At 53.3% G+C, this 25,116-nt stretch carries 23 protein-coding genes; 9 read left to right on the top strand and 14 right to left on the bottom strand.

Going from position 1 to position 25,116, the window contains the following annotated elements; all coding sequences use genetic code 11:
- Nucleotides 1-7: 7 nt before the first annotated feature.
- Complete coding sequence (locus tag WB371_RS06490) at nucleotides 8-925, bottom strand: ABC transporter substrate-binding protein (RefSeq protein WP_336219269.1); 918 nt, start codon at nucleotides 923-925, stop codon at nucleotides 8-10.
- 796 nt (nucleotides 926-1,721) lie between these two features.
- Nucleotides 1,722-4,019: a beta-glucosidase BglX gene (bglX, locus tag WB371_RS06495; RefSeq protein WP_336219270.1), complete on the bottom strand. Its 2,298-nt coding sequence runs from the start codon at nucleotides 4,017-4,019 to the stop codon at nucleotides 1,722-1,724.
- A gap of 216 nt (nucleotides 4,020-4,235) precedes the next feature.
- Between bglX and dld the strand changes: the two genes are divergently transcribed.
- Together dld and WB371_RS06505 are read left to right on the top strand one after the other, a co-directional pair.
- A complete protein-coding gene (gene dld, locus WB371_RS06500; protein ID WP_336219271.1) occupies nucleotides 4,236-5,966 on the top strand; it encodes a D-lactate dehydrogenase in 1,731 nt (576 codons plus the stop codon).
- A 101-nt stretch (nucleotides 5,967-6,067) separates the two neighbouring features.
- Nucleotides 6,068-6,622 (top strand): N-acetyltransferase family protein, encoded by a 555-nt coding sequence (locus tag WB371_RS06505; RefSeq protein WP_336219272.1) that lies wholly within the window; start codon nucleotides 6,068-6,070, stop codon nucleotides 6,620-6,622.
- A gap of 154 nt (nucleotides 6,623-6,776) precedes the next feature.
- Here the strand turns inward: WB371_RS06505 and pbpG are convergent, their stop codons facing one another.
- Complete coding sequence (pbpG, locus tag WB371_RS06510) at nucleotides 6,777-7,703, bottom strand: D-alanyl-D-alanine endopeptidase (protein ID WP_336219273.1); 927 nt, start codon at nucleotides 7,701-7,703, stop codon at nucleotides 6,777-6,779.
- Between the two features lie 164 nt (nucleotides 7,704-7,867).
- Nucleotides 7,868-8,455 carry a Yip1 family protein gene (locus WB371_RS06515; RefSeq protein WP_336219274.1) on the bottom strand — a complete coding sequence of 196 codons (588 nt, stop codon included), beginning with the start codon at nucleotides 8,453-8,455 and terminating at the stop codon, nucleotides 7,868-7,870.
- 163 nt (nucleotides 8,456-8,618) lie between these two features.
- Between WB371_RS06515 and WB371_RS06520 the strand changes: the two genes are divergently transcribed.
- A complete protein-coding gene (locus tag WB371_RS06520; protein WP_336219275.1) occupies nucleotides 8,619-9,197 on the top strand; it encodes a DedA family protein in 579 nt (192 codons plus the stop codon).
- On the opposite strand, the gene mdtQ is transcribed toward WB371_RS06520, so the two are convergent.
- The 7 genes from mdtQ to WB371_RS06555 all read right to left on the bottom strand — a co-directional run bounded on the left by mdtQ (nucleotide 9,185) and on the right by WB371_RS06555 (nucleotide 16,837).
- A complete protein-coding gene (mdtQ, locus tag WB371_RS06525) occupies nucleotides 9,185-10,624 on the bottom strand; it encodes a multidrug resistance outer membrane protein MdtQ (RefSeq protein WP_336219276.1) in 1,440 nt (479 codons plus the stop codon). The genes WB371_RS06520 and mdtQ overlap by 13 nt on opposite strands.
- A gap of 228 nt (nucleotides 10,625-10,852) precedes the next feature.
- Complete coding sequence (gene dusC / locus WB371_RS06530; protein WP_336219277.1) at nucleotides 10,853-11,791, bottom strand: tRNA dihydrouridine(16) synthase DusC; 939 nt, start codon at nucleotides 11,789-11,791, stop codon at nucleotides 10,853-10,855.
- Nucleotides 11,792-11,852: 61 nt separating this feature from the next.
- The gene (locus WB371_RS06535) at nucleotides 11,853-13,046 is read right to left on the bottom strand and encodes a 3-hydroxybenzoate 6-monooxygenase (protein WP_336219278.1); all 1,194 of its coding nucleotides are present in this window, start codon (nucleotides 13,044-13,046) and stop codon (nucleotides 11,853-11,855) included.
- 14 nt (nucleotides 13,047-13,060) lie between these two features.
- Entirely contained in the window at nucleotides 13,061-13,705 is a 645-nt protein-coding gene (gene maiA / locus WB371_RS06540) for a maleylacetoacetate isomerase (RefSeq protein ID WP_336219279.1), read from the bottom strand.
- Between the two features lie 8 nt (nucleotides 13,706-13,713).
- Nucleotides 13,714-14,415: a fumarylacetoacetate hydrolase family protein gene (locus WB371_RS06545; RefSeq protein ID WP_336219280.1), complete on the bottom strand. Its 702-nt coding sequence runs from the start codon at nucleotides 14,413-14,415 to the stop codon at nucleotides 13,714-13,716.
- 14 nt (nucleotides 14,416-14,429) lie between these two features.
- Entirely contained in the window at nucleotides 14,430-15,467 is a 1,038-nt protein-coding gene (gtdA, locus tag WB371_RS06550; RefSeq protein WP_336219281.1) for a gentisate 1,2-dioxygenase, read from the bottom strand.
- Nucleotides 15,468-15,478: 11 nt separating this feature from the next.
- A complete protein-coding gene (locus WB371_RS06555; RefSeq protein ID WP_336219282.1) occupies nucleotides 15,479-16,837 on the bottom strand; it encodes an aromatic acid/H+ symport family MFS transporter in 1,359 nt (452 codons plus the stop codon).
- 125 nt (nucleotides 16,838-16,962) lie between these two features.
- Between WB371_RS06555 and WB371_RS06560 the strand changes: the two genes are divergently transcribed.
- From WB371_RS06560 to WB371_RS06585, 6 genes are all read left to right on the top strand, one after another.
- Nucleotides 16,963-17,871, top strand: coding sequence for a LysR substrate-binding domain-containing protein (locus tag WB371_RS06560; RefSeq protein ID WP_336219283.1), 909 nt, complete (start codon nucleotides 16,963-16,965; stop codon nucleotides 17,869-17,871).
- Nucleotides 17,872-18,002: 131 nt separating this feature from the next.
- Nucleotides 18,003-18,401 (top strand): CidA/LrgA family protein, encoded by a 399-nt coding sequence (locus WB371_RS06565; RefSeq protein WP_336219284.1) that lies wholly within the window; start codon nucleotides 18,003-18,005, stop codon nucleotides 18,399-18,401.
- Complete coding sequence (locus WB371_RS06570; RefSeq protein WP_336219285.1) at nucleotides 18,398-19,093, top strand: CidB/LrgB family autolysis modulator; 696 nt, start codon at nucleotides 18,398-18,400, stop codon at nucleotides 19,091-19,093. The genes WB371_RS06565 and WB371_RS06570 overlap by 4 nt, the downstream gene beginning before the upstream one ends.
- A 129-nt stretch (nucleotides 19,094-19,222) precedes the next feature.
- Nucleotides 19,223-20,107, top strand: coding sequence for a cytidine deaminase (cdd, locus tag WB371_RS06575; RefSeq protein WP_336219286.1), 885 nt, complete (start codon nucleotides 19,223-19,225; stop codon nucleotides 20,105-20,107).
- Between the two features lie 215 nt (nucleotides 20,108-20,322).
- Nucleotides 20,323-21,042 (top strand): outer membrane permeability protein SanA, encoded by a 720-nt coding sequence (sanA, locus tag WB371_RS06580; RefSeq protein WP_336219287.1) that lies wholly within the window; start codon nucleotides 20,323-20,325, stop codon nucleotides 21,040-21,042.
- 2 nt (nucleotides 21,043-21,044) lie between these two features.
- Entirely contained in the window at nucleotides 21,045-21,284 is a 240-nt protein-coding gene (locus WB371_RS06585; protein WP_336219288.1) for a DUF2542 family protein, read from the top strand.
- Nucleotides 21,285-21,331: 47 nt separating this feature from the next.
- Here WB371_RS06585 and mglC read toward each other — a convergent pair whose 3' ends face one another.
- From mglC to mglB, 3 genes are all read right to left on the bottom strand, one after another.
- A complete protein-coding gene (gene mglC / locus WB371_RS06590; RefSeq protein ID WP_336219289.1) occupies nucleotides 21,332-22,342 on the bottom strand; it encodes a galactose/methyl galactoside ABC transporter permease MglC in 1,011 nt (336 codons plus the stop codon).
- Nucleotides 22,343-22,357: 15 nt separating this feature from the next.
- Nucleotides 22,358-23,878, bottom strand: coding sequence for a galactose/methyl galactoside ABC transporter ATP-binding protein MglA (gene mglA, locus WB371_RS06595; protein WP_336219290.1), 1,521 nt, complete (start codon nucleotides 23,876-23,878; stop codon nucleotides 22,358-22,360).
- Between the two features lie 67 nt (nucleotides 23,879-23,945).
- Nucleotides 23,946-24,944, bottom strand: a complete 999-nt coding sequence (gene mglB / locus WB371_RS06600) for a galactose/glucose ABC transporter substrate-binding protein MglB (RefSeq protein ID WP_336219291.1) — start codon at nucleotides 24,942-24,944, stop codon at nucleotides 23,946-23,948.
- Between the last annotated feature and the right edge of the window lie 172 nt (nucleotides 24,945-25,116).

A 25,116-nucleotide genomic window follows, 5' to 3' on the forward strand; every position in this document is an offset into this window, starting at 1 on the left:
AGTCCCTTTACTTCACCCATCCCTTTTGCTTCAGATAGTCAGCAGCCACTTTTTTGGCATCTAACCCTTCAACCGCGATGCTGGCATTCAGTTTTTGCAGCGTTTTCTCATCCAGACTGGCGAAAACGGGTTGCAGCCATTCCGCCATCTGCGGGTATTCTTTCAGCACGGCTTCGCGCACCACAGGGGCTGGCGCATAAATAGGCTGAACGCCTTTCGGATCGCTTAATGTTTGCAGACCAAGCGCCGCTACCGGGCCATCTGTACCGTAGGCCATGGCCGCGTTTACGCCGGATGTTTGCTGGGCGGCAGCTTTAATGGTAACGGCGGTATCGCCTCCCGCCAGTGACAACAACTGATCCTGGCCCAGTTTAAAATCGTAGGCTTTCTCGAATGCGGGCAGCGCATCGGCGCGCTCGATAAATTCAGCGGAGGCCGCCAGTTTAAAGGTGCCGCCCTCTTTCAGATAGCGTCCCAGATCGGCCAGTGAAGCAAGTTTATTTTTTTCGGCGACATCGCTGCGTACTGCGATAGTCCAGGTATTATTGGCAGGAGCGGGGGTTAACCAGACCAGCTTGTTCTGCTCTGCATCCCGTTTTTTGACTTTCTCAAAGCCCGCTTGTGCATTTTTCCATGCCGGATCGTTTTCATCTTTGAAAAAGAACGCACCGTTGCCGGTATATTCAGGGTAGATATCCAGTTCGCCCGATGTGATCGCTCCGCGCACTACTGGCGTGGTGCCTAACTGGACTTTATTGACTGTTTTAACGCCGTGACTTTCCAGCACCTGCAAAATAATATTGCCAAGCAGTGCGCCTTCGGTATCAATTTTCGACCCGACCTTCACCGGAGACGCCGCCTGCAAGGGTAAGATCACTGCCGCTAACAGCGCCAGCAAACCGGCCTGGACCTTTGAGATTGTCATGATGCTATCCTCATCTTTTTGTCGCCTTTTTCAGCGACTTGAGGAAAAAGCATAGTCGAAAAGTGTACCGTTAACCTGACATTTCGGTTTTTTCGGACTGTCGTAGTATTACCAGCAGCAAATATTTATCTTAAAAGCTGGCATTAGTTATATTTTTATCTCATCACATTTTCCGTTCACGCTATGCCCATAGCTCCTCTGAAACCTCATTACCTGTGAACGTGTTAAGGAGGCTCGTCGCCGCCTCCTTAACAATCCAGGCTCCCGGCGGAAAAATTGTCGCTTCGCGATGCCCTCCGCTTATTCCTTCAGGCTATCGGGTCGGGCGCGACTCAGCATCCCTGCTTCGCGCGCCCTGAACCCGCATCCCTGCGGGTTCTCCCTGCCTTACGGAAACACGTCGGCAATTTTCAGCCGGACCAATCCACACCCGACCATCACTGCGGTTTGCCTTTTTAACAGCGAAAAGAATTTGTTTGTAGAGCAGAGAATCGAAGCGATGTTTTTGGTCCGGCATGAAAATCGATGAGGCGTTGACGGCTGACAGGGGCCGCCCGCAGGGACGCGGGCGGAGGGGACGGCCTGCATGGACGCAGGCTCGGCCCCGCCCCGACAGGCAGGCGGCATAAGGCGAATGGACCACGAAGTGGCGATTTTCCCGGCCGGGAGCCAGGGTTGCAAGGGAGGCGGCGGCGAGCCTCCCTTGCCCGTTCACGGAAATCGGACTGTCAGGGAAGCCATGTTGCCAGGGTGAACGGAAAAACTCACCACCGCGGCATACTCCCCTTAACGCCAATTACAACAATTCAAACGTGCCCTGTTTTACACGGGCTGAGTCCACGCCGATAAAGACGTTGAACTTGCCGGGTTCAGCGTCAAACTTCATCTGCTGATTCCAGAACTTCAGCGCCTCGACGTCAATCGGGAAGCTGACTGTCTGGGTTTCACCCGCTTTCAGATTCACTTTCTTAAAGCCTTTCAGCTCTTTCACCGGACGGCTCATGGAGGCAGTGACGTCCTGCACGTACATCTGGATCACCGTCTCACCGTCACGTTTACCGGTATTGGTCACCTGCACGCTTGCCGTTACGTTGCCGTCACGCGTCATCGTTGGCGCAGAGAGTGTGACATCAGAGACGTTAAACGTGGTGTAGCTCAGGCCATAACCAAATGGATAAAGCGGGCCATTGGCTTCGTCAAAGTAGCGCGACGTGTATTTATTCGGCTTATCGGCGTTATACGGACGACCAGTATTGAGATGGCTGTAATAGGTTGGGATCTGCCCGACGGAGCGCGGGAAGGACATCGGCAGTTTGCCCGACGGGTTATAGTCGCCAAACAGCACATCGGCAATCGCGTTACCACCTTCCGTCCCGGCAAACCAGGTTTCAAGAATCGCATCGGCCTGTTGATCTTCTTTCACCAGCGCCAGCGGACGCCCGTTCATCAGGACCAGCACCAGGGGTTTGCCGGTCGCTTTCAGCGCGGCGATCAGATCGCGCTGGCTCTGTGGCAGCGTGATATCCGTACGGCTGGACGCTTCATGCGCCATCCCCTGGGCTTCCCCCACGACGGCCACCACAACATCTGACTGCTTCGCGGCGCTAACGGCTTCATCGATCATCTCTTTCGCCGAACGCGGATCCATCTTCACCGCCTCTTCGTACTGATTGAGGAAGGTGACAATGTCTTTATCATTGGTGACGTTCGCCCCTTTGGCGTATACCACCTTGCCGTTGCTGCCGAGCGTATTTTTAATCCCGGTCAGAACGGTCACGGACTGGTCAGCCACGCCCGCCGCAGACCAACTGCCCATCACGTCACGCTTGCTGTCAGCCAGCGGGCCAACCACTGCAATCGTACCCGATTTTTTCAGCGGCAGCGTTTCGAGACGGTTTTTCAGCAATACCAGGCTTTCACGCGCCACTTCACGGGCTTCTTTACGATGCAGACGGCTTTCGGCGTTGGTATCCACCGGGTCAGTCTCTTTCGCGCCCAGGTGGCTGTACGGATCGTTAAATAATCCCATGTCGTATTTAACGTTGAGCACGTGGCGCGCGGCGTCATCCAGCTCCGCCATCGTCACCTTGCCGGATTTAACCAGTCCAGGCAGATATTTGCTGTAATACTCATCGCTCATGCTCATGTTGATGCCGGACTTGAGCGCCACGCGAACAGCATCTTCCGGATCGGACGCCGTGCCATGCTTAATCAACTCTTTGATGGCGCCGTGGTCAGAGACGGTAATGCCTTTAAAGCCCCACTTGTCGCGCAAAATGTCCTTCAACAGCCATGAATCAGAAGTTGCTGGCGTACCGTTTAGCGAGTTCAGCGCCACCATCACCGCGCCGCTGCCTGCATCGAGACCCGCTTTGTAGGGCGGCATGTAATCATTAAACAGGCGCTGCGGGCTCATATCGACGGTGTTGTACTCTTTGCCGCCTTCCACCGCGCCATAGGCAGCGAAGTGTTTGACGCTGGTCATCACGGAATAGCGATCCGCCGGGCTTTTACCCTGCATCGCTTCCACCATGGTTTTCCCCATAATGGAGGTCAGATAAGTATCTTCGCCAAAGCCTTCCGAGGCGCGTCCCCAGCGCGGATCGCGTGAGACATCAACCATCGGCGCCCAGGTCATGTTCAGACCATCATCGGCGGCTTCATATGCCGATACGCGTCCGACAGTTTTTACCGCGTCGAGGTTGAAAGAGGACGCCAGCCCGAGGCTAATCGGGAAGACGGTGCGCTGGCCGTGCAGCACATCGTAGGCAAAAAAGAGAGGGATTTTCAGGCGGCTGAGTTCCATCACCTGATCCTGCATTTTACGGATGTCCTGACGCGTGACGGTATTAAAGATGGCGCCGACCTGCCCGTCTTTGATCATCTCGCGGATCGCTTCTTTCGGGTTATCCGGACCGACGCTGATTAAGCGCAACTGACCAATTTTTTCATCGACGGTCATTTTCTTGAGCAACTCAGTAACAAATGCATCCCGCGCTTCCGGCGTTAGCGGATGGTTACCGAACAACTCCTCCGCCAGCGCGGGTTGCAATGCCAGACTGACGGCGATACCTACAGAACATAGCCATTTCATGTGAATTCTCTCTTTCTTATTAGCCCCATGAGGCAGCGAAAATATAGCAAAAACCGCATTTTGTCATAAGCCTAAACGGCAGTGTCAAAGAAAGCTAAGGTTATTCTCTTAAATTTCAACGCCGCTCATTCAAAGACAGTGTGAATGAGAAAGCGTATTGTCATACAAAGCGCTATGCTTGAAGCTGATATTTTGTCCCACCACAAGGAGTGGAAAATGTCTTCCATTACAACGACTGACAATAAAACCTTTCTGAATGAGCTCGCCCGTCTGGTGGGACATTCACACCTGCTGACTGAACCTGCTAAAACCGCCCGCTATCGCAAGGGCTTCCGTTCCGGTCAGGGCGACGCCCTGGCGGTAGTTTTTCCCGGATCGTTGCTGGAACTCTGGCGCGTCCTGAATGCCTGTGTGAGCGCCGATAAAATTATTCTGATGCAGGCCGCGAACACCGGTCTGACAGAAGGCTCAACGCCGAACGGCAATGATTACGACCGCGAAATTGTGATTATCAGCACGCTGCGACTCGATAAATTACACGTGCTGGGTAAAGGTGAGCAGGTACTGGCTTATCCCGGCACCACCCTGTACTCACTGGAAAAAGCGCTCAAACCGCTGGGGCGCGAACCGCACTCGGTGATCGGTTCCTCGTGCATTGGCGCGTCGGTGATTGGCGGCATCTGCAATAACTCCGGAGGATCGCTGGTACAACGCGGCCCGGCGTATACCGAAATGTCCCTGTTCGCCCGCATTGATGAAAACGGAAAATTGCAACTGGTTAACCATCTGGGAATCGACCTGGGGCTCACGCCAGAACAGATCCTGAGTCAGCTTGATGATGAACGCATCAAAGAAGAAAATGTGCGTTACGACGGGCGTCATGCGCACGATCATGATTACGTCACCCGCGTCAGAGACATTGATGCCGATACGCCTGCCCGCTATAACGCCGACCCGGACCGCCTGTTTGAAGCCTCGGGTTGCGCCGGGAAACTGGCCGTTTTTGCAGTGCGTCTTGATACCTTCGAAGCAGAAAAAAACCAGCAGGTTTTCTATATTGGCACCAATCAGCCCGAAATATTGACGGAGATCCGTCGCCATATTCTGGCAAAGTTCGACAATCTGCCGGTGGCAGGTGAATACATGCACCGGGACATTTACGACATTGCGGAACAGTACGGGAAAGACACCTTCCTGATGATCGACAAACTCGGCACCGACAAAATGCCGTTCTTCTTTACCCTGAAAGGCCGTACCGATGCGATGCTGGAAAAAGTGAAACTCTTCCGCCCGCATTTCACCGACCGCGCAATGCAAAAATTTGGACATCTCTTCCCGAGCCATCTGCCGCCGCGCATGAAAAGCTGGCGTGATAAGTATGAACATCACCTGCTACTGAAAATGGCGGGCGATGGCGTGGCCGAAGCGCAAAGCTGGCTGACGGCGTTCTTCAAAAATGCGGAAGGCGATTTTTTCGCTTGTACGCCTGAAGAAGGCAGCAAAGCCTTCCTGCACCGTTTTGCAGCGGCTGGAGCCGCCATTCGCTATCAGGCGGTTCATGCGGATGACGTCGAGGATATTCTGGCGCTGGATATCGCCCTGCGCCGCAATGATACTGAATGGTTCGAGCACCTGCCGCCGGAGATTGACAGCAAGTTAGTGCATAAACTCTATTACGGTCATTTTATGTGCTATGTCTTCCATCAGGATTACATTGTGAAAAAAGGGGTCGATGCCCATGCGTTAAAAGAACAGATGCTGGAACTGTTACAGCAACGTGGCGCACAGTATCCGGCAGAGCACAACGTCGGACACTTGTATCAAGCACCAGAAACGCTGACCCGTTTTTATCGCGAAAATGACCCAACCAACAGTATGAATCCCGGTATTGGCAAAACCAGTAAGCAGAAATTCTGGAAAGCGCCCGCTTCAGAAGAAAGTCAGTAATGCGCGTAACGGGGTTCACTGGATCTGCGTGAAATATCGTGCAAAAGTAATGACATGTGCCGGAGTTATCCCTCCGGCTTTTACACTCAGAGGTGAGAACCATGTCTGCTGCCGATACGCTTGCTGAAAACGATATTGTGGTGCGCGACGCGCTACCCGACGACGTAGACGCCATCTCTTCGCTCTATGCCTGGCACGTGTTGAATGGTCGCGCCTCTTTTGAAGAAACACCGCCAACGGTCGATGAAATGCGCAGACGTATGCGCGCAGTCGCAGAATATGGTCTGCCGTGGCTGGTAGCGCTCTACCGTGGCGTTGTCGTCGGTTATTGTTACGCCACGCAATATCGCCCTCGCCCGGCCTATCGTTTTACTCTGGAAGAGTCCATTTATGTCGATGCCAGCATGACCGGGCGCGGCATTGGCAACCTGTTGATGCACACATTAATCACCCGCTGTGAAGAGGGGCCGTGGCGTCAAATGGTGGCCGTGATTGGCGACGGACATAACAATCCTGGTTCATTGCGGCTGCATAAGAAGCATGGCTTCGAGATTGCCGGACAGTTGCGCAGCGTCGGTTACAAGAAAGGAAACTGGCGGGATACCTTAATCATGCAGCGCCCGCTCAATGAAGGCGACTGGACGCTGCCGGAATAAAGTTTTGTTATCAATGCCCCAGGCCTGATAAGCGCAGCGTCATCAGGCTGTTTTTCTGTGCCGGATGGCGGCATAAATGCCTTATCCGGCCTACGGGTGAGATGTTTTTCTGTGCCGGATGACGGCATAAATGCCTTATCCGGCCTACACGGAATCAATCGTTCTGCGCGGTCTGTTGTGACATCTGCTCGGCTTTTTGCTTTTTATAGCTCAACGCCGCCGCCGGAACCGGCATCACCTTCCCGGTTTCAATCCAGGTACGTAAACGGCTGGCGTCCGCAAAATGGGTATATTTGCCAAACGCGTCCATCACCACCAGCGCCACCGGTTTATTGTTTATTACCGTTCGCATCACCAGGCAGTGCCCCGCGGCGTTGGTGAAGCCGGTTTTAGTGAGCTGAATATTCCAGTTGTCACGATAGACCAGATGGTTGGTATTGCGAAACGGCAGCGTATACGCCGGGTTCGCAAAGGTCGCCATATCTTCCCGCGTGGTGCTCAGTTGCCCAATCAGCGGATACTGCTTACTGGCAATCAGCAATTTGGTGAGATCCCGGGCGGTCGATACGTTATGAATCGACAGCCCTGTGGGTTCGACAAAACGCGTTTGAGTCATTCCCAGCGCTTTTGCCTTTGCATTCATCGCCTTGATAAACGCGTTATAACCGCCAGGATAGTGGTGCGCCAGACTTGCCGCCGCCCGGTTCTCCGAGGACATCAGCGCCAGCAGCAGCATATTCTTCCGGCTGATCTCGCTGTTCAGCCGCACACGAGAGTAGATCCCTTTCATCTCTGGCGTCTGGCTTATATCCACTTTCAGTTTTTCATCCAGCGGCAGCCGTGCATCCAGCACCACCATCGCGGTCATTAATTTGGTTATCGACGCAATCGGACGCACAAGATCCGGATGGTTCGAATAGATCACTTTGTTGGTGTTCAGATCCACGATCATCGCACTACCGGACGCAATCTCAGGTTGAGATGCCGCGACAGTCGCCGCCGTTTTGGTTGCGGCTTGCGGCGCAAACGGCACTGCCAGCATCAGCGCCAGGCTCAGTATGGAAACTCGGAATTTCAGCATGATGAGATTTCAGAAAATGATTCACGCGTGATGTCACGCACCGCCAAAGTCAGCGTGACTCTGGCTAGCCGAAGAATCATAGCGAGCTAATGACATTGCCGCCAGAAGAGAATCGTCAGGAAATGCTGCATTGCTGGCTTTTACACCAACAATGCAGCAGGTATTCAAAACAAACGGTATCCGTATCCCCAGAGGATGACCGTGAGCGCGAGCAACACCTCCAGCACCAGCACACCGATAGCGAGCGTTGAGCTGGAGAAACTTAAGCCCTCTTCCTTATTGATATTCAGGAAGGTCGGAATCCCCAGATAGAGCAGATAACCGGTGTAAAACAGCGCGACCGTACCGACCAATGCGCACAGCCATACCAGTGGATACAACGCCACCAGACCGCTCAAAAACAGCGGCGTCGCCACATAACCGGCGAACACCATACAGTGCGTCAACGAAGGACGCTGCGGATAGTTCCGCGCCATCCACCAGATGACGCGCCCCATTATCGCCACGCCAGCCAGCATGACGGCATAGAACAAAATGGCTAACGCGAAGCCCGTAAACAGCGAGAGCTTCAGTACATTACCGTCGCCAAAATTCCAGCCGATTTGCGTGGTGCCAATGAAGGCGCAAATAACCGGAATGGCCGCCATCAAAAGCACATGGTGGGTATAGTGATGCGAAACCGTTTCGTTTTCGCTCTTAATTACCTGCATTTCACGATCGGGATGGGAAAACAGCCCCCAGACATGGTTCATACCGCCCCCTTGTTGTCATCTCCGGACCTTAACAGTTCAAGTATAATCCAGCTTTTGATTATTTTACGTACAGACAAAGAAATGTGGCGGCGCGCATTCGGCCTTTTTCAGCATCAAAAATAGATAGGGTGTATGCTTATGTTCGTGGAGGTCATTACGACGTATGGATATAAACACTCTTATTGCGCATTACGGTTACGCTGCGCTGGTCATCGGTAGTATGGCTGAAGGCGAAACCGTCACCCTGCTGGGAGGCGTTGCGGCTCATCAGGGGTTGCTCAAATTCCTTCTGGTCGTGATTTCCGTAGCCCTGGGCGGCATGATTGGCGATCAATTATTGTATCTGTTAGGTCGTCAGTTTGGCGGAAAGATCCTGCGCCGTTTCTCCCGGCACCAGGATAAAATTCAGCGGGCGCAAAAGATGATCCAACGACGCCCCTACCTGTTCGTGATCGGCACCCGCTTTATGTACGGTTTTCGTGTGATTGGCCCTTTGTTGATTGGCGCCAGCCACCTTTCGCCAAAGATTTTTTTACCGCTGAATATCCTGGGTGCGCTGATCTGGGCGCTGATCTTCACCACCCTGGGCTATGTGGGTGGGGAAGTCATTGCGCCGTGGCTACATAATCTCGATCAGCATCTCAAACACTGGATCTGGCTGATTCTGGCGGTTGTGCTGGTGATCGGCGCTCGCTGGTGGCTAAAGCGCCGCAGTCAGGCGAAGAAACATCACGAATGGTGATAACCCCCGCCCAGCGCGCCGGTAAGCTGGATAGACGCATCCAGCCACTGCCCTTGTAAGATTAAGCCATTAACCTGCTCACGCAGGGCCGGAATTTTTGCCTGACTGACGCGCGATCCCGCAATGATTCCGGCGTTAAAACGCGCCTGCGCCAGCTCAACCACTCGCTCTGCATCATGCTCGATCTGCTGCTGGTGCTGATTTTTCTGCATCAGCGTTTCCACCTGACTGGCGGTGCGCGCCACGTCATTTACCGCATCGACCACCGCTTTGTTATAGGTGGCGATCGACAGGTTGGTCTGCGCCTGAGTCAGCTCCAGATTGGCATTCAGTCTGCCGCTGTCAAAAATCGGTAACGTCAGCCCGGCGGTCACCCCCATCTGCTGCGCTGAATTACGGAACAGATCGCTCAGATGCAACGCATCCTGTTGTAAAAACGCCATCAGGTTAATGTCGGGATAGAATGCCGCTTTTGCCGCGTCAACGCTGCTCATCGACGACTCAATCATCCAATGCGCCGCCTGCAAATCCGCTCTGCGCGCCAGCAGCGAATAGCCTAACTGCGCTGGCAACTGACTTTCCACTTTCGGCAGACTGACCTCATGCAGCTTTAGCGATGTTGACTGGGTGTTGGTCAACGCGCTCAGACGCGCCTCAATGACTTTCATGTTTCCGGCGACATCATTCAGTTGTTGCCGTGTTTTGCTGTCATCAATATCAGTTTCTACACCATTGACCGAATCGATAATACCGTTTTGATACAACTGCCGATTGGTATTGATAATCGCCTGTTGTTCCTGTTCGATTTGGTTCAACAATGTGCTGAGCGCCGATTGCGTTTGCCACTCCCAGTAGAGCCGCGCCACGCTACTGGCTAATAGCTGACGGGTCTGCTCGCGCTCGGCTTCTTGTGCTTTAACAATACCGATTCGGGCCGTCACTTCCGCACGATTTTTGCCCCACAAATCGAGATCCCACCCGGCACTTAAACCGAAGGTGCCGTTGGTGTACCACGGCCCGGTGCTACCCATTGCCGGATCGGTAATGGCAAACGGTCCCATTACCCCTTCGGCAGACATTTTCTGGCGTTCAATATCCGCCGAAAAGTCCATTTGCAGTCCATCCTGCGCTTCAACGGCTTTGGCCTGCGCTTCGGCCAGGCGAATTCGCTGCTCGGCCATTTGCATATCCGGGGCATTCGCCAGCGCGTTCTTCACCAGTTCGTTCAGTTGTGCGTCATGATAATCCTGCCACCACTGACTGTCCGGCCATCCATTCTTTAGTGCCGAGGGTAATGCAGAATCCACATGCGAAACCGGAAGCTGTTGGTCCAACGTCGGCTGCGTATCGTGCATAAACGCACATCCCGACAATAAAAGTGCCAGCGGTAAAAACGCGTTCAGCGCGTTAAAAGGGTAACGATTCATGAAAATGATCTAAGCAGTTAAGGTGCGCGGAGATTATCCGTTGTTGCGATCGTTTTTTTAGTTACGCGTGGCAAAACATTATTTGCAATAAAAAGTAATATTCAGAAAAATATTTAAAATACAAATAGTTTGGATATTTTTATTTCAAATAATTATCTGTATTGCCCTTTCACAATGTTTTCTGATACGGATGCCGGAACGCTTTTGCTTACCCGGCCTGGCGCAGAATTATATTTTAATCGACTGGATCGCCCGGGCAATATCCGCAGAATTATTCAGTGCGCGGATCGTCTGAAAGAGATCGGTCGCTTCGACATATTCTTTACGTAAATAACCGAGCCACTGCTTAATACGCGCCACGTGATACAGCCCGGTATCACCCTGTTTTTCCAGACGGGTATATTTCTGCAGCAGCGTCACCACCTGCGGCCAGGGCATTCGCGGCGCGTTGTATTTCACCACCCGACTGAGGTTGGGAATGTTTAATGCGCCGCGACCGATCATAACCGCATCACATCCACTGGTAGCCATGCAATCCTGCGCGCTTTGCCAGTCCCAGATTTCGCCGTTAGCAATCACCGGAATAGCCAGACGCTCGCGGATTTCGCCGATTGCCTGCCAGTTGATATATTCCGCCTTATAGCCCTGCTCTTTGGTACGCCCATGAACGACCAGTTCACTTGCGCCCGCCTGCTGGACAGCATCGGCGATTTCAAACTTTTTGTCGCCGCTGTCCCAGCCCAGACGCACTTTCACCGTCACCGGCAGATGCGATGGCACCGCTTCACGCATCGCTTTCGCGCCCTGATAGATGAGTTCAGGATCTTTCAGGAGCGTCGCGCCACCGCCGCTGCCATTGACCATTTTCGACGGACAGCCGCAGTTGAGATCGACCCCGTAAGAACCGAGTTCAACCGCGCGCGCCGCATTTTCGGCCAGCCATTGCGGGTACTGCCCCAAAAGCTGAACGCGCACCAGGGTGCCGGAAGGGGTTCGACTGCCGTTGTGCAGTTCGGGGCAGAGACGGTGAAACACTTTTACCGGCAGCAGTTGATCCACCACGCGCACAAATTCGGTGATGCAGAGATCGTAGTCATTCACTTCCGTCAGAAGTTCGCGCACCAGTGAATCCAGTACGCCTTCCATCGGCGCCAGTAAAACACGCATATCGTTACCCGCAAAAAAAGAGGCGCTATGGTAGCGCCTCTGTGTCACGGATTAAAGCGTCTCAGCGTGGTAGCAGACAGTTATCTTCTTTCCAGCCATACAGCCATTCCATGCCGCGGTAAAACTCCGCCTGCGATTTGCCTTTCCACAGCAGGTTACGTACCTGACGCTCCACGCCTGCGGCATGGTAAACGCGCCCCATTTCACGGGTTGACCAGACGATTCGCGCCGTGCGCGGAATACGCACCGACTCATACAGCGCGAACGCTTTTGCCGCATCGCCATCGCACTGCGCCACCGCTTTACCCAGCGTCACGGCATCTTCCAGCGCCATGCAGGCACCCTGCGCCATATACTGCGCTACCGGATGCGCCGCGTCGCCCACCAGCGTAATGCGTTCAGTTCCCCACTTTTCTACCGGCTCACGATCCGCTGTTGACCAGCGCCGCCAGGAGGTTGGTTTATCCAGCATCTGACGCGGACGCGGGTGGATCCCGGCGAAATAGGACAGAACCTCTTCCTTGCTGCCATCTTTAACGCCCCATTCCTCCTGCTGGCGGCTGTGGAAGGTGACAACCAGGTTGTACTGTTTGCCGCCGCGCAGCGGGTAGTGAACAAGGTGGCAGTGCGGCCCGGCCCAGAGCACCGGCGCGTTGATGCGCAGGTCTTCCGGCATGTCATCACAGTCAATGACGGCACGGTAAACAACATGCCCGGTAACGCGCGGCGAATCCCCCAGCAGACTCTGTCGTACAACCGACTTCACACCGTCGCAGCCCACCAGAATATCGGCAGTCCAGCTATTGCCTTGTTCATCAAACACCGTCACATCGTCTGCGGTCTGGCGGATATCCACCACGTTTGTTGACGTGCGATACTCCACGTCCGGATGAGTCAGTACCGCTTCCCAAACCGAAGCGTGAATATCGACCCGGTGGATGACCGCATAAGGGCCGCCGAAGTGATCGCGAAATGCCTGCCCGGTCTCTATATGCACCACCTCTTCGGCATTTACGGCATCCATCATGGTGATGTGATCGGTAAACACTGCGCGCTGGCGCGCCACGTCCCCCACACCGAGACTGTCCAGCGCGGAGAACGCGTTAGGCCCGAGCTGTATGCCCGCGCCGATTTCACCAATTTCGTGTGCTTTCTCCAGCAGCATCACTTTGATGCCCTGGCGTGCCAGCGAAAGTGCGGTGGCCGCCCCGCCAATTCCGCCGCCGACGATAATTGCGCTCGTCACTTTAGCCATTGTCATTCTCCTTCTCAGGCCGAGATTTTATCTTGTTGATTTTCCGGGGCCGCGGCGATAAAAGCCGGAAGCTGTGTGCAGGCGTCATAAACCGCTTTACAACGCGGATAACCACTCAAATCACACCCCATACGTAACGCATTCGCCCATTGCGGAACCAGACAGCAGTCAGCCAGTGTCGGTGTATCCCCGACACAATAACGTTGCGACTGGCTCTGACGCAGCAGTTGTTCGACGGCGCTGAACCCTTGCTGGATCCAGTGTGCATACCAGCGTTTTTTATCTTCTTCGCTGACCTTCAGTTCTTCGCTCAGATAGCGCAACACCCGGAGATTGTTGACCGGATGAATATCGCAGGCGATGGCATAGACAATTTCCAGCACCTGCGAACGCGCCGGATCGTTTAGCGGAAGGAGGCGCGATTGTGGAAAATGGCGGTCCAGCCAGTCGATAATCGCCAGCGACTGCCCCAACGCGTCACCGTCATCCGTCACCAGCGTGGGCACAAGGCCCACCGGATTCATCCGCCGGTAAGCCAGTTCATGTTGCTGTCCAATGCGAATGTTGACGCCCACCGTCTGGTAGTCGATGCCTTTTAACGCCAGCGCGATGCGAACACGGTACGACGCCGAGCTATTAAAAAAACTGTACAGCTTCATGCTTCACCTCAGACAATCTTCACAGTGACAGGCGTTAAGCCGTCCACGCCGCCGGTAATCACATCCCCTTTCACTACCGCCCCGACGCCTTCCGGCGTGCCGGTGAAGATCAGGTCGCCAGGTTGCAGCTCGAAGAATCCGGACAGATAGCTGATGGTTTCATTAACCGACCAGATTAAATGACGAATGTCGCTGCGCTGATGATCCTCGCCGTTCACCTGTAACCAGATGGGCGCGCGGGTGATATCTGCGATCTCACTGGCTTTATGCAACGGTGCGATGGGCGCCGACAGGTCAAACGCTTTACCGATCTCCCACGGACGCCCCATTTGACGCATCTCCATCTGGCGGTCGCGACGCGTCATGTCCAGACCGGTCGCGTAACCCCAGACGTATTCATGGGCTTTTTCGAGCGGAATATCGCTGCCTTTTTTGCCGATGGCGACCACCAGTTCGATTTCATAGTGATAGTTATCGGTTTGCGTCGGGTATGGCAGCGCTAAGGTTTCACCCGCGGCGACCGGTACGATCGCATCGGCAGGTTTACAGAAAAAGAACGGCGGCTCGCGATCCGGATCAAATCCCATTTCGCGGGCATGGGCGGCATAGTTGCGCCCCACGCAGTAAACGCGGCGGACCGGGAACTGCGCATCGCTACCGACAACCGGTACAGTGACTGGCGCTTGTGGTTCAAATACATACTGAGTCATTTTTCTCTCCCAAATTAATAGCGAGCTTCGCGGAACAACCCGAGGGCTTCCTGTACCGGCCGGTCTGAAAAACTGAATAAAACGGTTTCATCGGTGGTTTTGAACGACACACCGTGCCATGTCGGCACCACAAAAATATCTTTGGCTGAAAACTGGAACGTCTCGTTGCCGACGGTGACTTCCCCTGCGCCTTCCACCACATGGTAAATCGTGCTGTCAGTGGTACGCGCCACCCGCGAGACAAAGCCTTTTGGCAGCAGTTGCAGGAACGTCCCCATCGACGGCATCGGATAGCCACCGGTTACCGGGTTGACATAGCGCATCTTGTAGCCATCCCACTCATCGGCATCGCCCAGGCGCATCAGGTCATGCAGGGCTTCACGGCTGCGGTCATAGCGATAGTTGAAAATGGGCGATGAATTTCCTTTCTGGTGACGCAACGGCAGCATGTTGGCGGCGTAGCGCGGCAGGTAATCGCCCTCTTTACGCGAAACCGGCTGCTGATCTTCCGGATAATCTTCGGCAAAACCGCATCCGAGCAAGTTAACGAGCGGCAGATCCAGACCGTCCAGCCAGACAACCGGCTCGTCACCGGGGTTGCCGTGGTCGTGCCATTGCCACTGCGGGGTCAGAATAAAGTCACCGGTGTGCATCTGCGTCCGCTCGCCGTCAACGGCGGTGAATGCCCCTTTACCTTCCACAATGAAACGTAAGGCCGACTGGTTATGACGATGGCTGGGGGCCACTTCGCCCGGCATGATCAATTGCAACCCTGCGTAGAGTGTCGAGGTGATGGAAGACTGCCCGCGTAACATCGGGTTTTCCAGTACCAGCACCCGGCGAATGGCTTCTTTCGCACCAATCAGCTTGCCGCTTTCCAGCAGCAGCGGGCGAATTTCCTGGTAATTCCAGTAGGCCGGAGCGCAGGTCGGATTGGGCGTCTTCGGCACCAGATGATGCAGCGATTCCCACAGCGGGGTCAGGTTCTGCCCCGAAATATGCTGGTAAAACTGCTGGCGGTTGTTTTTAACATCCTGATTATGTTCAGACACAGGGATTCTCCTTATTCGTTCACAACACTTGCGCGAGGCAAGCTATCCGGGACAGAGGCTGACTGGCGAACCACAATTGTCAGTGCGGCTAACATCACCGCGCTGATAGCCGCCGGAACAGCGATAATGAAAAACAGGGTGTCGAAAGAGAAATTCATCGCCATCATCACGCCACCAGAGAGTGAGCCGACAATCGCGCCGCAGCGCCCCACGGCGTTGGACCAGCTCACGCCCGTCGCACGGCTCTGGGTGGGATAGAGTGTTGCGGTCAGGGCATTTAGCCCCACCTGTGAGCCACTGATCCCGACACCGGTTCCGAAGATAGCCAGCGCCATCAGCCAGAGTCCGTTTTCACTCAGGCCAATCATGACGATGCATACCGCGCCCAGGGCATAGCTCACCGCCAGCACCCGGAACGGATTGTGTTTATCCATCAGCACCCCCAACGCCAGCGCGCCAAGCGTACCGCCAATCTGAAACGCCGCCGTCACCCAGGAGGCCTGCTGCAAATCAATGCCACGGTGGTTCAACAGCGTCGGCATCCAGCTCGACAGCAGATAGATAATTAACAGACTCATGAAGAAGACCACCCATAGCATCAGGGTTATGGGCAACTGACGCCCGACGAAAAGCTGACGAATGCTCCCTTTTGCGATCGCGGCTGCTTCATTGAGGTAAAAGTGGGTATTGTCGTAACGTTCCCCCGTGATGGCGCTCACCGTTCTGGCGATGGTTGCCTGCGGTAGCTGGCGGCGAACCTGCCAGCGGGGAGATTCCGGCAGGACAGCAAGCAGGACAAAGAACAGCATCAGCGGTAATACGCCGCCGAGCACCAGGATGCCATGCCAGCCAATGACCGGGACCAGTTGCGCGCTGACAATACCGCCCATTGCGGAGCCGAGGGTAAAGCCGCAAAACATCAGCGTAACCAGCGCACCGCGACGGCGGGCAGGCAAATATTCGGAGGTCATGGTGATGGTGTTCGGCATCGCCCCGCCCAGGCCAAGTCCGGTGAGGAAACGCAGAATGACCAGCGTCTGCAGATCCGGCGAGAAGGCAGAGAGCAGACTCAACGCGCCAAACAGCGCCACGCAAAGTTCAATCACCCGTTTGCGACCAAAGCGGTCCGACAACGGGCCGCACAGTAACGCCCCAGCCGTCAGCCCTAACAACCCCGCGCCAAACAGCGGCGCCAAATCGCCGGCCGTTAACTGCCAGTGGGTGCGAATATCGGGTGCAATAAAGCCAATGGCTGCAGTATCAAAACCATCAAGCATGACCACCAGAAAGCAGCAGATGATCACCCGCCACTGAGTTTTGCTGACGGAAGCAGCATCAATCAGGGCTTGTAGTTCACGTCGTTGAGTCATAGTGAATGCCTCGGTGCAGGTAGGGAAGAGATTGTTTTGTTTTTGATATGTTACGAGTTTGTAGATTGGGCGATAAAATGTACAATGGCATTTCATGCAGAGACATAACCTGGAGGTTATCGCTGATGGCAAACTGGGCGCAAAAACTGAAGCTTCACCATCTGCAAATGCTGGTCGCGCTGGGCGAACAAGGGAATCTCACGCACGTTGCGCGAATGATGAATATCACCCAGCCGGCGCTGTCAAAATGGCTGTCACAGCTTGAAGATGAGATGGGGATCACCCTTTTTGAGCGTCACAGTAAAGGGCTGCGTCCCTCGGAAGGCGGCAAATTGCTGTTGCAACACGCTCAGCGTTTAATCAATGACATGGAACGTTCGCAGTATGAAATGGCACGCTTTAAAGAAGGCGGCCTGGTGGGGAGTCTGAAGATTGGCTGCTCGCCGGTGGCGACAGACTGCGTCTCACAGGCGATTTTGAATCTGCTCGTTGAGATGCCGACGCTGCATCTGAACATTGAAGAGAAAGTTATGACGCCGCTACTGCACGATCTGCTTGCCGGTTCGGTTGATGTGGTCGTGGGTCGTGTCGGCGGACGAGCGCTACAACTGCCGCTCAATTATGAGGTGCTGTACACTGAACCGGTCTGCTTTGTCGCGCGCCCGCACCATCCGTTAGCGGAATACGCCACCCTCACCTGGGCCGATCTCGCCCACTGGCGCTGGATTGTCTGGCCAACAGGAACCCCTATCCGCCTGAGCATTGATAATGCACTGGTTGACAATGGGGTTATGCTGCCGGAGAACATCATAGAATCGGCATCCATGAACGTCAGTACTAATCTGCTGCAAAGCAGCGATATGATCTCTATTCTTTCTTTACGCCTTGCGCAGCGCTATGCCAGTCAGGGGCAACTGGTGATCCTGAATCTGCCGAAAATCGAACAAAAAGGCAGTGTGGGCGTGTTCTGGCGCAATAACGAAACACCGTCCACTGCGCTTAGCCGTTTTCTGCAGTTGCTGGCACAAGTTTAGCCCGACGGATTGGGCACATTGCACAGTGTTCCCGTTATCTATCTTTTGTATGCTAAGAATTCATGATGTGATCGATAGCACGTTTTAGAGTTTAATTGTATGATGAATCTGTCGCTTCAAGGAATTAAAACATGAGCAAGACACTGAATATCATCTGGCAATATTTACGCGCTTTCGTGCTGATTTATGCCTGTCTGTATGCAGGTATTTTTATTGCGTCCCTGCTGCCTGTCGCCATTTCTGGCAGCATTATCGGCATGCTCATCCTGTTTGTACTGCTGGCGCTGCAGATCATTCCCGCCAAATGGGTCAACCCCGGTTGCTACGTGTTGATTCGCTATATGGCGCTGTTGTTTGTACCGATTGGCGTCGGCGTGATGCAGTATTTCGATTTACTGCGCGCGCAGTTTGGTCCGGTGGTTGTGTCATGTGCAATCAGTACGCTGGTGGTTTTTCTGGTAGTGAGCTGGAGTTCGCACCTGGTCCACGGTGAACGCAAAGTGGTTGGTCAGAAAGGGTCTGAAGAATGATGTCGTCTATCTGGTGGTCTTTACCGCTGACGCTGGCGGTTTTTTTCGGCGCACGCAAACTGGCTGCACGTTTTAAGTTTCCTTTGCTCAATCCACTGCTGGTCGCCATGGTGGTAATTATCCCTTTCCTGCTGCTGACCGGTATCTCCTACGACAGTTATTTTAAAGGCAGCGAGATACTGAACGACCTGTTACAACCGGCTGTGGTAGCGCTGGCTTACCCACTATATGAACAGTTGCACCAGATTCGCGCACGCTGGAAGTCAATCATTACCATCTGTTTTGTCGGTAGCCTCGTGGCGATGGTCACAGGCACCTCGGTAGCGCTTTTAATGGGGGCGACACCCGAAATCGCAGCATCAGTACTGCCAAAATCGGTCACCACGCCGATTGCGATGGCCGTTGGCGGCAGCATTGGCGGCATTCCGGCAGTGAGTGCCGTATGCGTGATTTTCGTCGGTATTCTCGGCGCGGTCTTCGGTCATACGTTGCTGAACGCCATGCATATTCACACCAAAGCGGCACGAGGCCTGGCAATGGGTACGGCGTCTCACGCCCTGGGCACCGCCCGCTGTGCGGAGCTGGACTATCAGGAAGGCGCGTTCAGTTCCCTGGCGCTGGTGATTTGCGGGATTATTACGTCGCTTATCGCCCCGTTCCTGTTTCCGGTTATCCTCGCCGTGGTGGGCTAAAATTTGCGATGCGTCGCGCATTTTTCATTTAAGTTACATTAGTTGCATACATAATGAGATTAAGATCACACATGTAGCCGTAACAGGCTCGTACACTACGATCCCAATACATTGTTATGAGGCAACGCCATGCATCCACGTTTTCACACTGCGTTTAGCCAGCTTGCGGAAAATTTGCAATCAGCCCTGGCACCGCTTATGGCGGACACGCATTTCCCTGCCTCGCTGACGGCTGAGCAGGTCTCAACGCTTAAAAACGTTACGGGACTGGACGAAGACGCGCTGGCATTCGCACTGCTCCCCCTGGCGGCGGCCTGCGCCTGTACTCCGTTGTCTCACTTTAACGTCGGCGCAATTGCCCGCGGCGTGAGCGGAACATGGTATTTCGGCGCAAATATGGAGTTTATTGGCGCGACCATGCAGCAAACCGTTCACGCTGAACAAAGCGCCATCAGCCATGCCTGGCTACGCGGGGAAAAAAGCCTTGCGGCGATCACCGTCAACTACACGCCCTGTGGTCACTGCCGCCAGTTCATGAACGAACTGAACAGTGGGCTGGATTTGCGTATCCATCTGCCGGGTCGCGAACCGCACACGCTGCGCGACTATTTGCCTGATGCGTTTGGGCCGAAAGATCTCGACATTAAAACGCTTCTGATGGATGAAGAGCATCACGGTTTTGCTCCTCAGGGCGATGCGCTGGCGCAAGCCGCAATTGCTGCCGCGAACCGCAGCCATATGCCGTACAGCCAGGCGCCAAGCGGTGTGGCGCTGGAATGCAAAGACGGTCGCATTTTTAGCGGAAGCTATGGCGAAAATGCCGCATTTAACCCGACGCTGCCGCCATTACAGGGCGCGCTTATTCTGTTGAATCTGAACGGCTACGGTTATGACGATATTCAGCGAGCGGTCCTGGCGGAAAAAGCCGATGCGCCGCTGATCCAGTGGGATGCAACTGCCGCCACGCTGAAAGCGCTGGGCTGTAATAACATCGATCGTGTGCTTTTGAGTTAATCACCTGTTGGCGTCAGTTCATAGGCCGGGTATGGTGTTTTCGCTATCATCCGGCCCAATTGCCTGATGGCGCTATGTTTATCAGGCTAACGTTCACGTCACTGGTTGTTACCGCGTATTGCTGAAAATCCCCCCAATCAGTCTGCTGTTTCTTGCGCTTCAACAGCGGGTACAGTAGCCTGATTGAAATATCATCCAGTTACCGAGTTTTCTTCATGCTAAAGCGCGTCTTATACAGCCTGTTAGTCCTGATCGGCTTGCTGCTGTTGATCGTGCTGGGCCTTGATCGCTGGATGAGCTGGAAAACCGCCCCCTATATTTACGATGAACTTCAGGACCTGCCCTATCGCCAGGTCGGCGTGGTGCTCGGTACGGCCAAATATTATCGTACTGGGGTGATTAATCAGTATTATCGCTACCGTATTCAGGGCGCGCTTAACGCGTATAACAGCGGGAAGGTCAATTACCTGCTGCTCAGTGGCGATAACGCCATGCAAAGCTATAACGAACCGATGACGATGCGTAAGGATCTGATTGCGGCGGGCGTCGACCCGGCCGACATCGTTCTGGATTACGCCGGATTCCGCACCCTGGATTCGATTGTCCGCACCCGTAAAGTCTTTGATACCAATGACTTCATCATCATTACCCAGCGTTTCCATTGCGAGCGCGCACTGTTTATTGCCCTGCATATGGGTATTCAGGCGCAGTGCTACGCCGTACCTTCGCCAAAGGATATGCTGACCGTGCGGGTACGTGAGTTTGGCGCTCGCTTTGGCGCACTGGCCGATCTCTATCTGTTTAAACGTGAACCGCGATTCCTTGGTCCGCTCGTTCCCATCCCGGCCCAACATCAGGTGCCTGATGATGCGCAGGGCTATCCGGCCGTGACCCCGGAACAGTTACTTGAACTGCAAAAGAAACAAGGAAAATAACCATGGAAGACAAAACGCTTTTTATTGTGATTGGCGTGCTGATGATCGTCGCCTGGACCTTACGGGAAGGGATTAGAGGACTGCGTTCCGGCGCGGTAGAGAAAACGGTTAAAGGCTCGCAAACCCCACGCGTAATTCAGCGCTCCGCTGAACCCACAACTTACTGGAGCTATATCGGCGTTTACTTTGGTCTTTCTGTTGGGGCGCTGCTGGTGGGGATCTGGTTGGTCTTTATCAAATAAAAAAACCGGCGCAGCCTGTCTGCACCGGTTTTTTCTGCACTGACGGATTACTTCTTACGCGCGTATTTCAGGGAATCCAGCGCCACCGCGAAGATAATAATGCCGCCCTTGATGATGTACTGCCAGTATGGGTTTACGCCGATATAGGTCAGACCGTAGTTGATGACGGTAAAGATAATCACACCGGTCACCACGCCGAACACCGTCCCTACCCCGCCGCTGAACGACACGCCGCCAACCACACAGGCCGCAATCGCATCCAGTTCATACATAAAGCCAAGGTTGTTGGTCGCAGAACCGATACGTCCCGCTTCCAGCAAACCACCAAACGCGTAGAACACACCGGACAGCGCATAGATCATCAGCAGGTTCAGCGCGACGTTAACACCCGACACCTTCGCCGCTTCCGGGTTGCCGCCGATGGCGAAAATGTTTTTACCAAAGCGGGTTTTATTCCACAGCACCCAGACAAAGGCCACCGCAATCAGCGCATAGAAGGTGATATATGATAGCCGGAAACTGCCCAGCGCAATAAAGCCTTGCGCGAAGGTGGAGAAGCCGCTGTCAAAGCCTGAAATCGGCGATGCCCCCACGAAGTCGTAATACAGAGAGTTGATCCCGTAGACGATAATCATCGTGCCGAGCGTTGTGATAAACGGCGTCACATTCAGATAAGCGATGATAATACCGTTGAGCAGCCCGATAATCGCGCCAATCACACAGACAATCAGGATCACCAGCGCAATCGGCATGGTTGCCATCTCCGGGAACACTTTATTAGCATTCTCCATCGATTGCAGGAGTGTTGCGGCAATAACCGCCGCCAGCCCGACCTGACGTCCTGCTGACAGGTCAGTACCTTGTGTCACAATCAATCCCGCCACGCCCAGCGCGATAATAATACGGACGGAGGACTGGGTAAGAATATTACTTAAGTTAAGCAGACTTAAGAACGTGGGATCCTGGAAAATAATAATGGCCAGCAAGACTAAAAGAACGACGTAAATACCGCCCTCTTTCAGATAAGTAAGAAAACTTTTCTTATTTAACGCACTCATGAGGAGCCCCTGATCTTAAAGGTGCAAAGACGCAAGACGCAAAATTTCGTTTTGCGTTGTCGTTTTCGTATCAACAATTCCAGCAACGAGTCCGTTACTCATGACCAGAATACGATCTGTTATCCCTAACAATTCTGGCATTTCGGAGGAGATGATAATGATCCCTTTTCCTTTTTTCGCCAGTTCCGCTATTAACTGATAAATTTCAAACTTCGCACCGACATCGATCCCACGTGTGGGTTCGTCGAGCATTAAAATTTCCGGTTGCGTCAGCAGCCAGCGGCCAATAACCACCTTCTGCTGATTCCCCCCCGAAAGCGAACCAATTTGCGTCTTATGACCTGGCGTTTTTACCCGCATAGAATCAATGACCCATTGGGTATCGCTTTTCATTCGGGAGTTATCTAACAGACCGACTTTATTTTTATAATTCTGAATATTAGAAATTAATGAGTTAAAACCAATATCCAGATAAGCATAAATCCCCGTGGAACGACGTTCTTCAGTGACTAATGCAAAACCGTGGTTAATGGCTTCATTCGCATTATGGTTATTAATTTTTTTGCCGTGTAGCGTAATGGTGCCCGATGATTTCTCGCGGATACCAAACAGCGTTTCAACGATGTCAGTGCGTTTAGCGCCCACCAGCCCAGCGATGCCGAGAATTTCACCTTTATGTAAATCAAAGGAGACATCGCGAATAGACGGCTGGCGCAACGAAGTCAGGTTACGCACTTCCAGAATCACTTCACCCGGCTTATTAACCTTATCCGGGAAGCGCTGATTCAGCGAACGACCGACCATCATGGCGATGATCTTGTCCATGTCCAGCCCTTCCAGCGGCTGCGTTGCAATCCACTGGCCGTCACGCAGCACGGTAATCTCATCACACAACTGGAAAATTTCTTCCATTTTATGCGAAATATAAACAATACCGCAGCCGCGCTCTTTTAATTTACGAATAATAGTAAACAGATGGTTCACCTCTTTCTCTGTTAAAGAAGAGGTAGGTTCATCCATAATGACAATTTTCGCGTTATAGGAAAACGCTTTGGCAATTTCGATCATCTGCATTTGAGACACAGATAATGTCCCGACGCGCGCTCGCGGATCGATATCAATATCCAGTTCATCAAATATCGCTTTGGTATCGCGGTACATTTTCTCCTGATCGACAAACATGCCTTTAGTGGGATAACGCCCCAGCCACATGTTGTCCATAACAGAACGTTGTAATACCAGGTTTAACTCCTGGTGTACCATGGAAATACCATTCTCCAGCGCTTCTTTGGCTGAATGAAAATCGATTTCTTTACCCTGAAATAATATGCTGCCAGAATCTTTTTGGTAGATCCCAAAAAGACACTTTAATAGTGTCGACTTCCCTGCGCCATTCTCTCCCATTAAGGCATGAATAGAATGCGGACGGACGTTTAAATTAACATTATCAAGTGCCTTCACACCGGGAAAAGACTTGTTAATGCCGCGCATTTCCAACAGGAATTCGCCTGACGGCTGAGTAGTTGTGCTGACCATAATTATACCTTGTTGGCCTCGCAGAGTGCGTGATGAAGGGGCGCGATAATTATCGCGCCCGACAAACTTACTTCTTGGTGAACTCGGCCAGGTTATCTTTATCAACGCCTACGTAAGGAACACGGACGATTTTGTTGTCGATTTTCCAGTTTGTGCCGTCAGCCGCACCTTTACCATCGGCAAGGTTTTTCGCCAGATCGAACGTCGCTTTAGCCTGGTTGTTCGCATCGTTCAGCACCGTACCCGCCAGCGCGCCAGATTTCACCAGCGCCAGCGCTTCTGGCAGCGCATCGACACCAAATACCGGTACGCTGGTTTTGTTGTGTGCTTTCAGCGCTTCAACTGCGCCCATCGCCATCGCGTCATTGTTGGCGATAACCACTTCAATTTTGTTTGCATTTGGACCAGAGAGCCAGGCGTCCATTTTGTCTTTCGCCATGGCGGTATCCCACATTGCGGTATCCAGTTGCAGCTGTTCGGTTTTAATGCCTTTGTCGTTCAGCTCTTTGATAACGTAAGTGGTACGCGCTTCAGCATCCGGATGACCCGGCTCGCCTTTCAGCAGCACGAACTGAATTTTACCGTCTTTGTTCAGATCCCAACCCTGATTGGCCGCCCAGTGTTTGGCAATCAAATCGCCCTGGATAATGCCGGATTCTTTGGAGTCGGTTCCAACGTAATAAGCCTTGTCATAGCTGTCGAGGGCTTTACGGGAAGGTTCTTTATTGAAGAAGACCACTGGCACATTCTGACCGCGCGCTTTCTCGATAACGGTTCCCGCAGCCGCCGGATCAACCAGGTTGATTGCCAGCGCTTTCACGCCTTTTGCCAGCAGTACGTCAATCTGATCGTTTTGTTTGGACTGGTCGTTCTGGGAGTCGTTCATCAGCAACTGAACATCGGGTGCCGCTTTCGCGTCTGCTTCGATAGCTTTACGCACTACGGACATAAAGTTATCGTCATATTTGTAGATTGTCACACCGATGCGAGTATCAGCAGCGTGCGCAGCCGCGCCGAATAACATGCTTGCCATTACGGCAGAAAGGGTCAACACCTTCTTATTCATGGTAACTCCGGTTTTATTATGCAGGGTAGTGCGTAAGATAAATGCCCGGCGAACAGAACGTTAACGAAGTGTTATGTGAACGCCGAGGCTCATTTTCAAAAAATCTCTCTTCCTTGCCCGGTAACGCTCCAAAAACAGGTATAAATTTCGCTTAAGACGCCTTTTGGTCGAT

It is taken from the genome of Citrobacter amalonaticus (assembly GCF_037053465.1).
GTDB lineage: Bacteria > Pseudomonadota > Gammaproteobacteria > Enterobacterales > Enterobacteriaceae > Citrobacter_A > Citrobacter_A amalonaticus_H.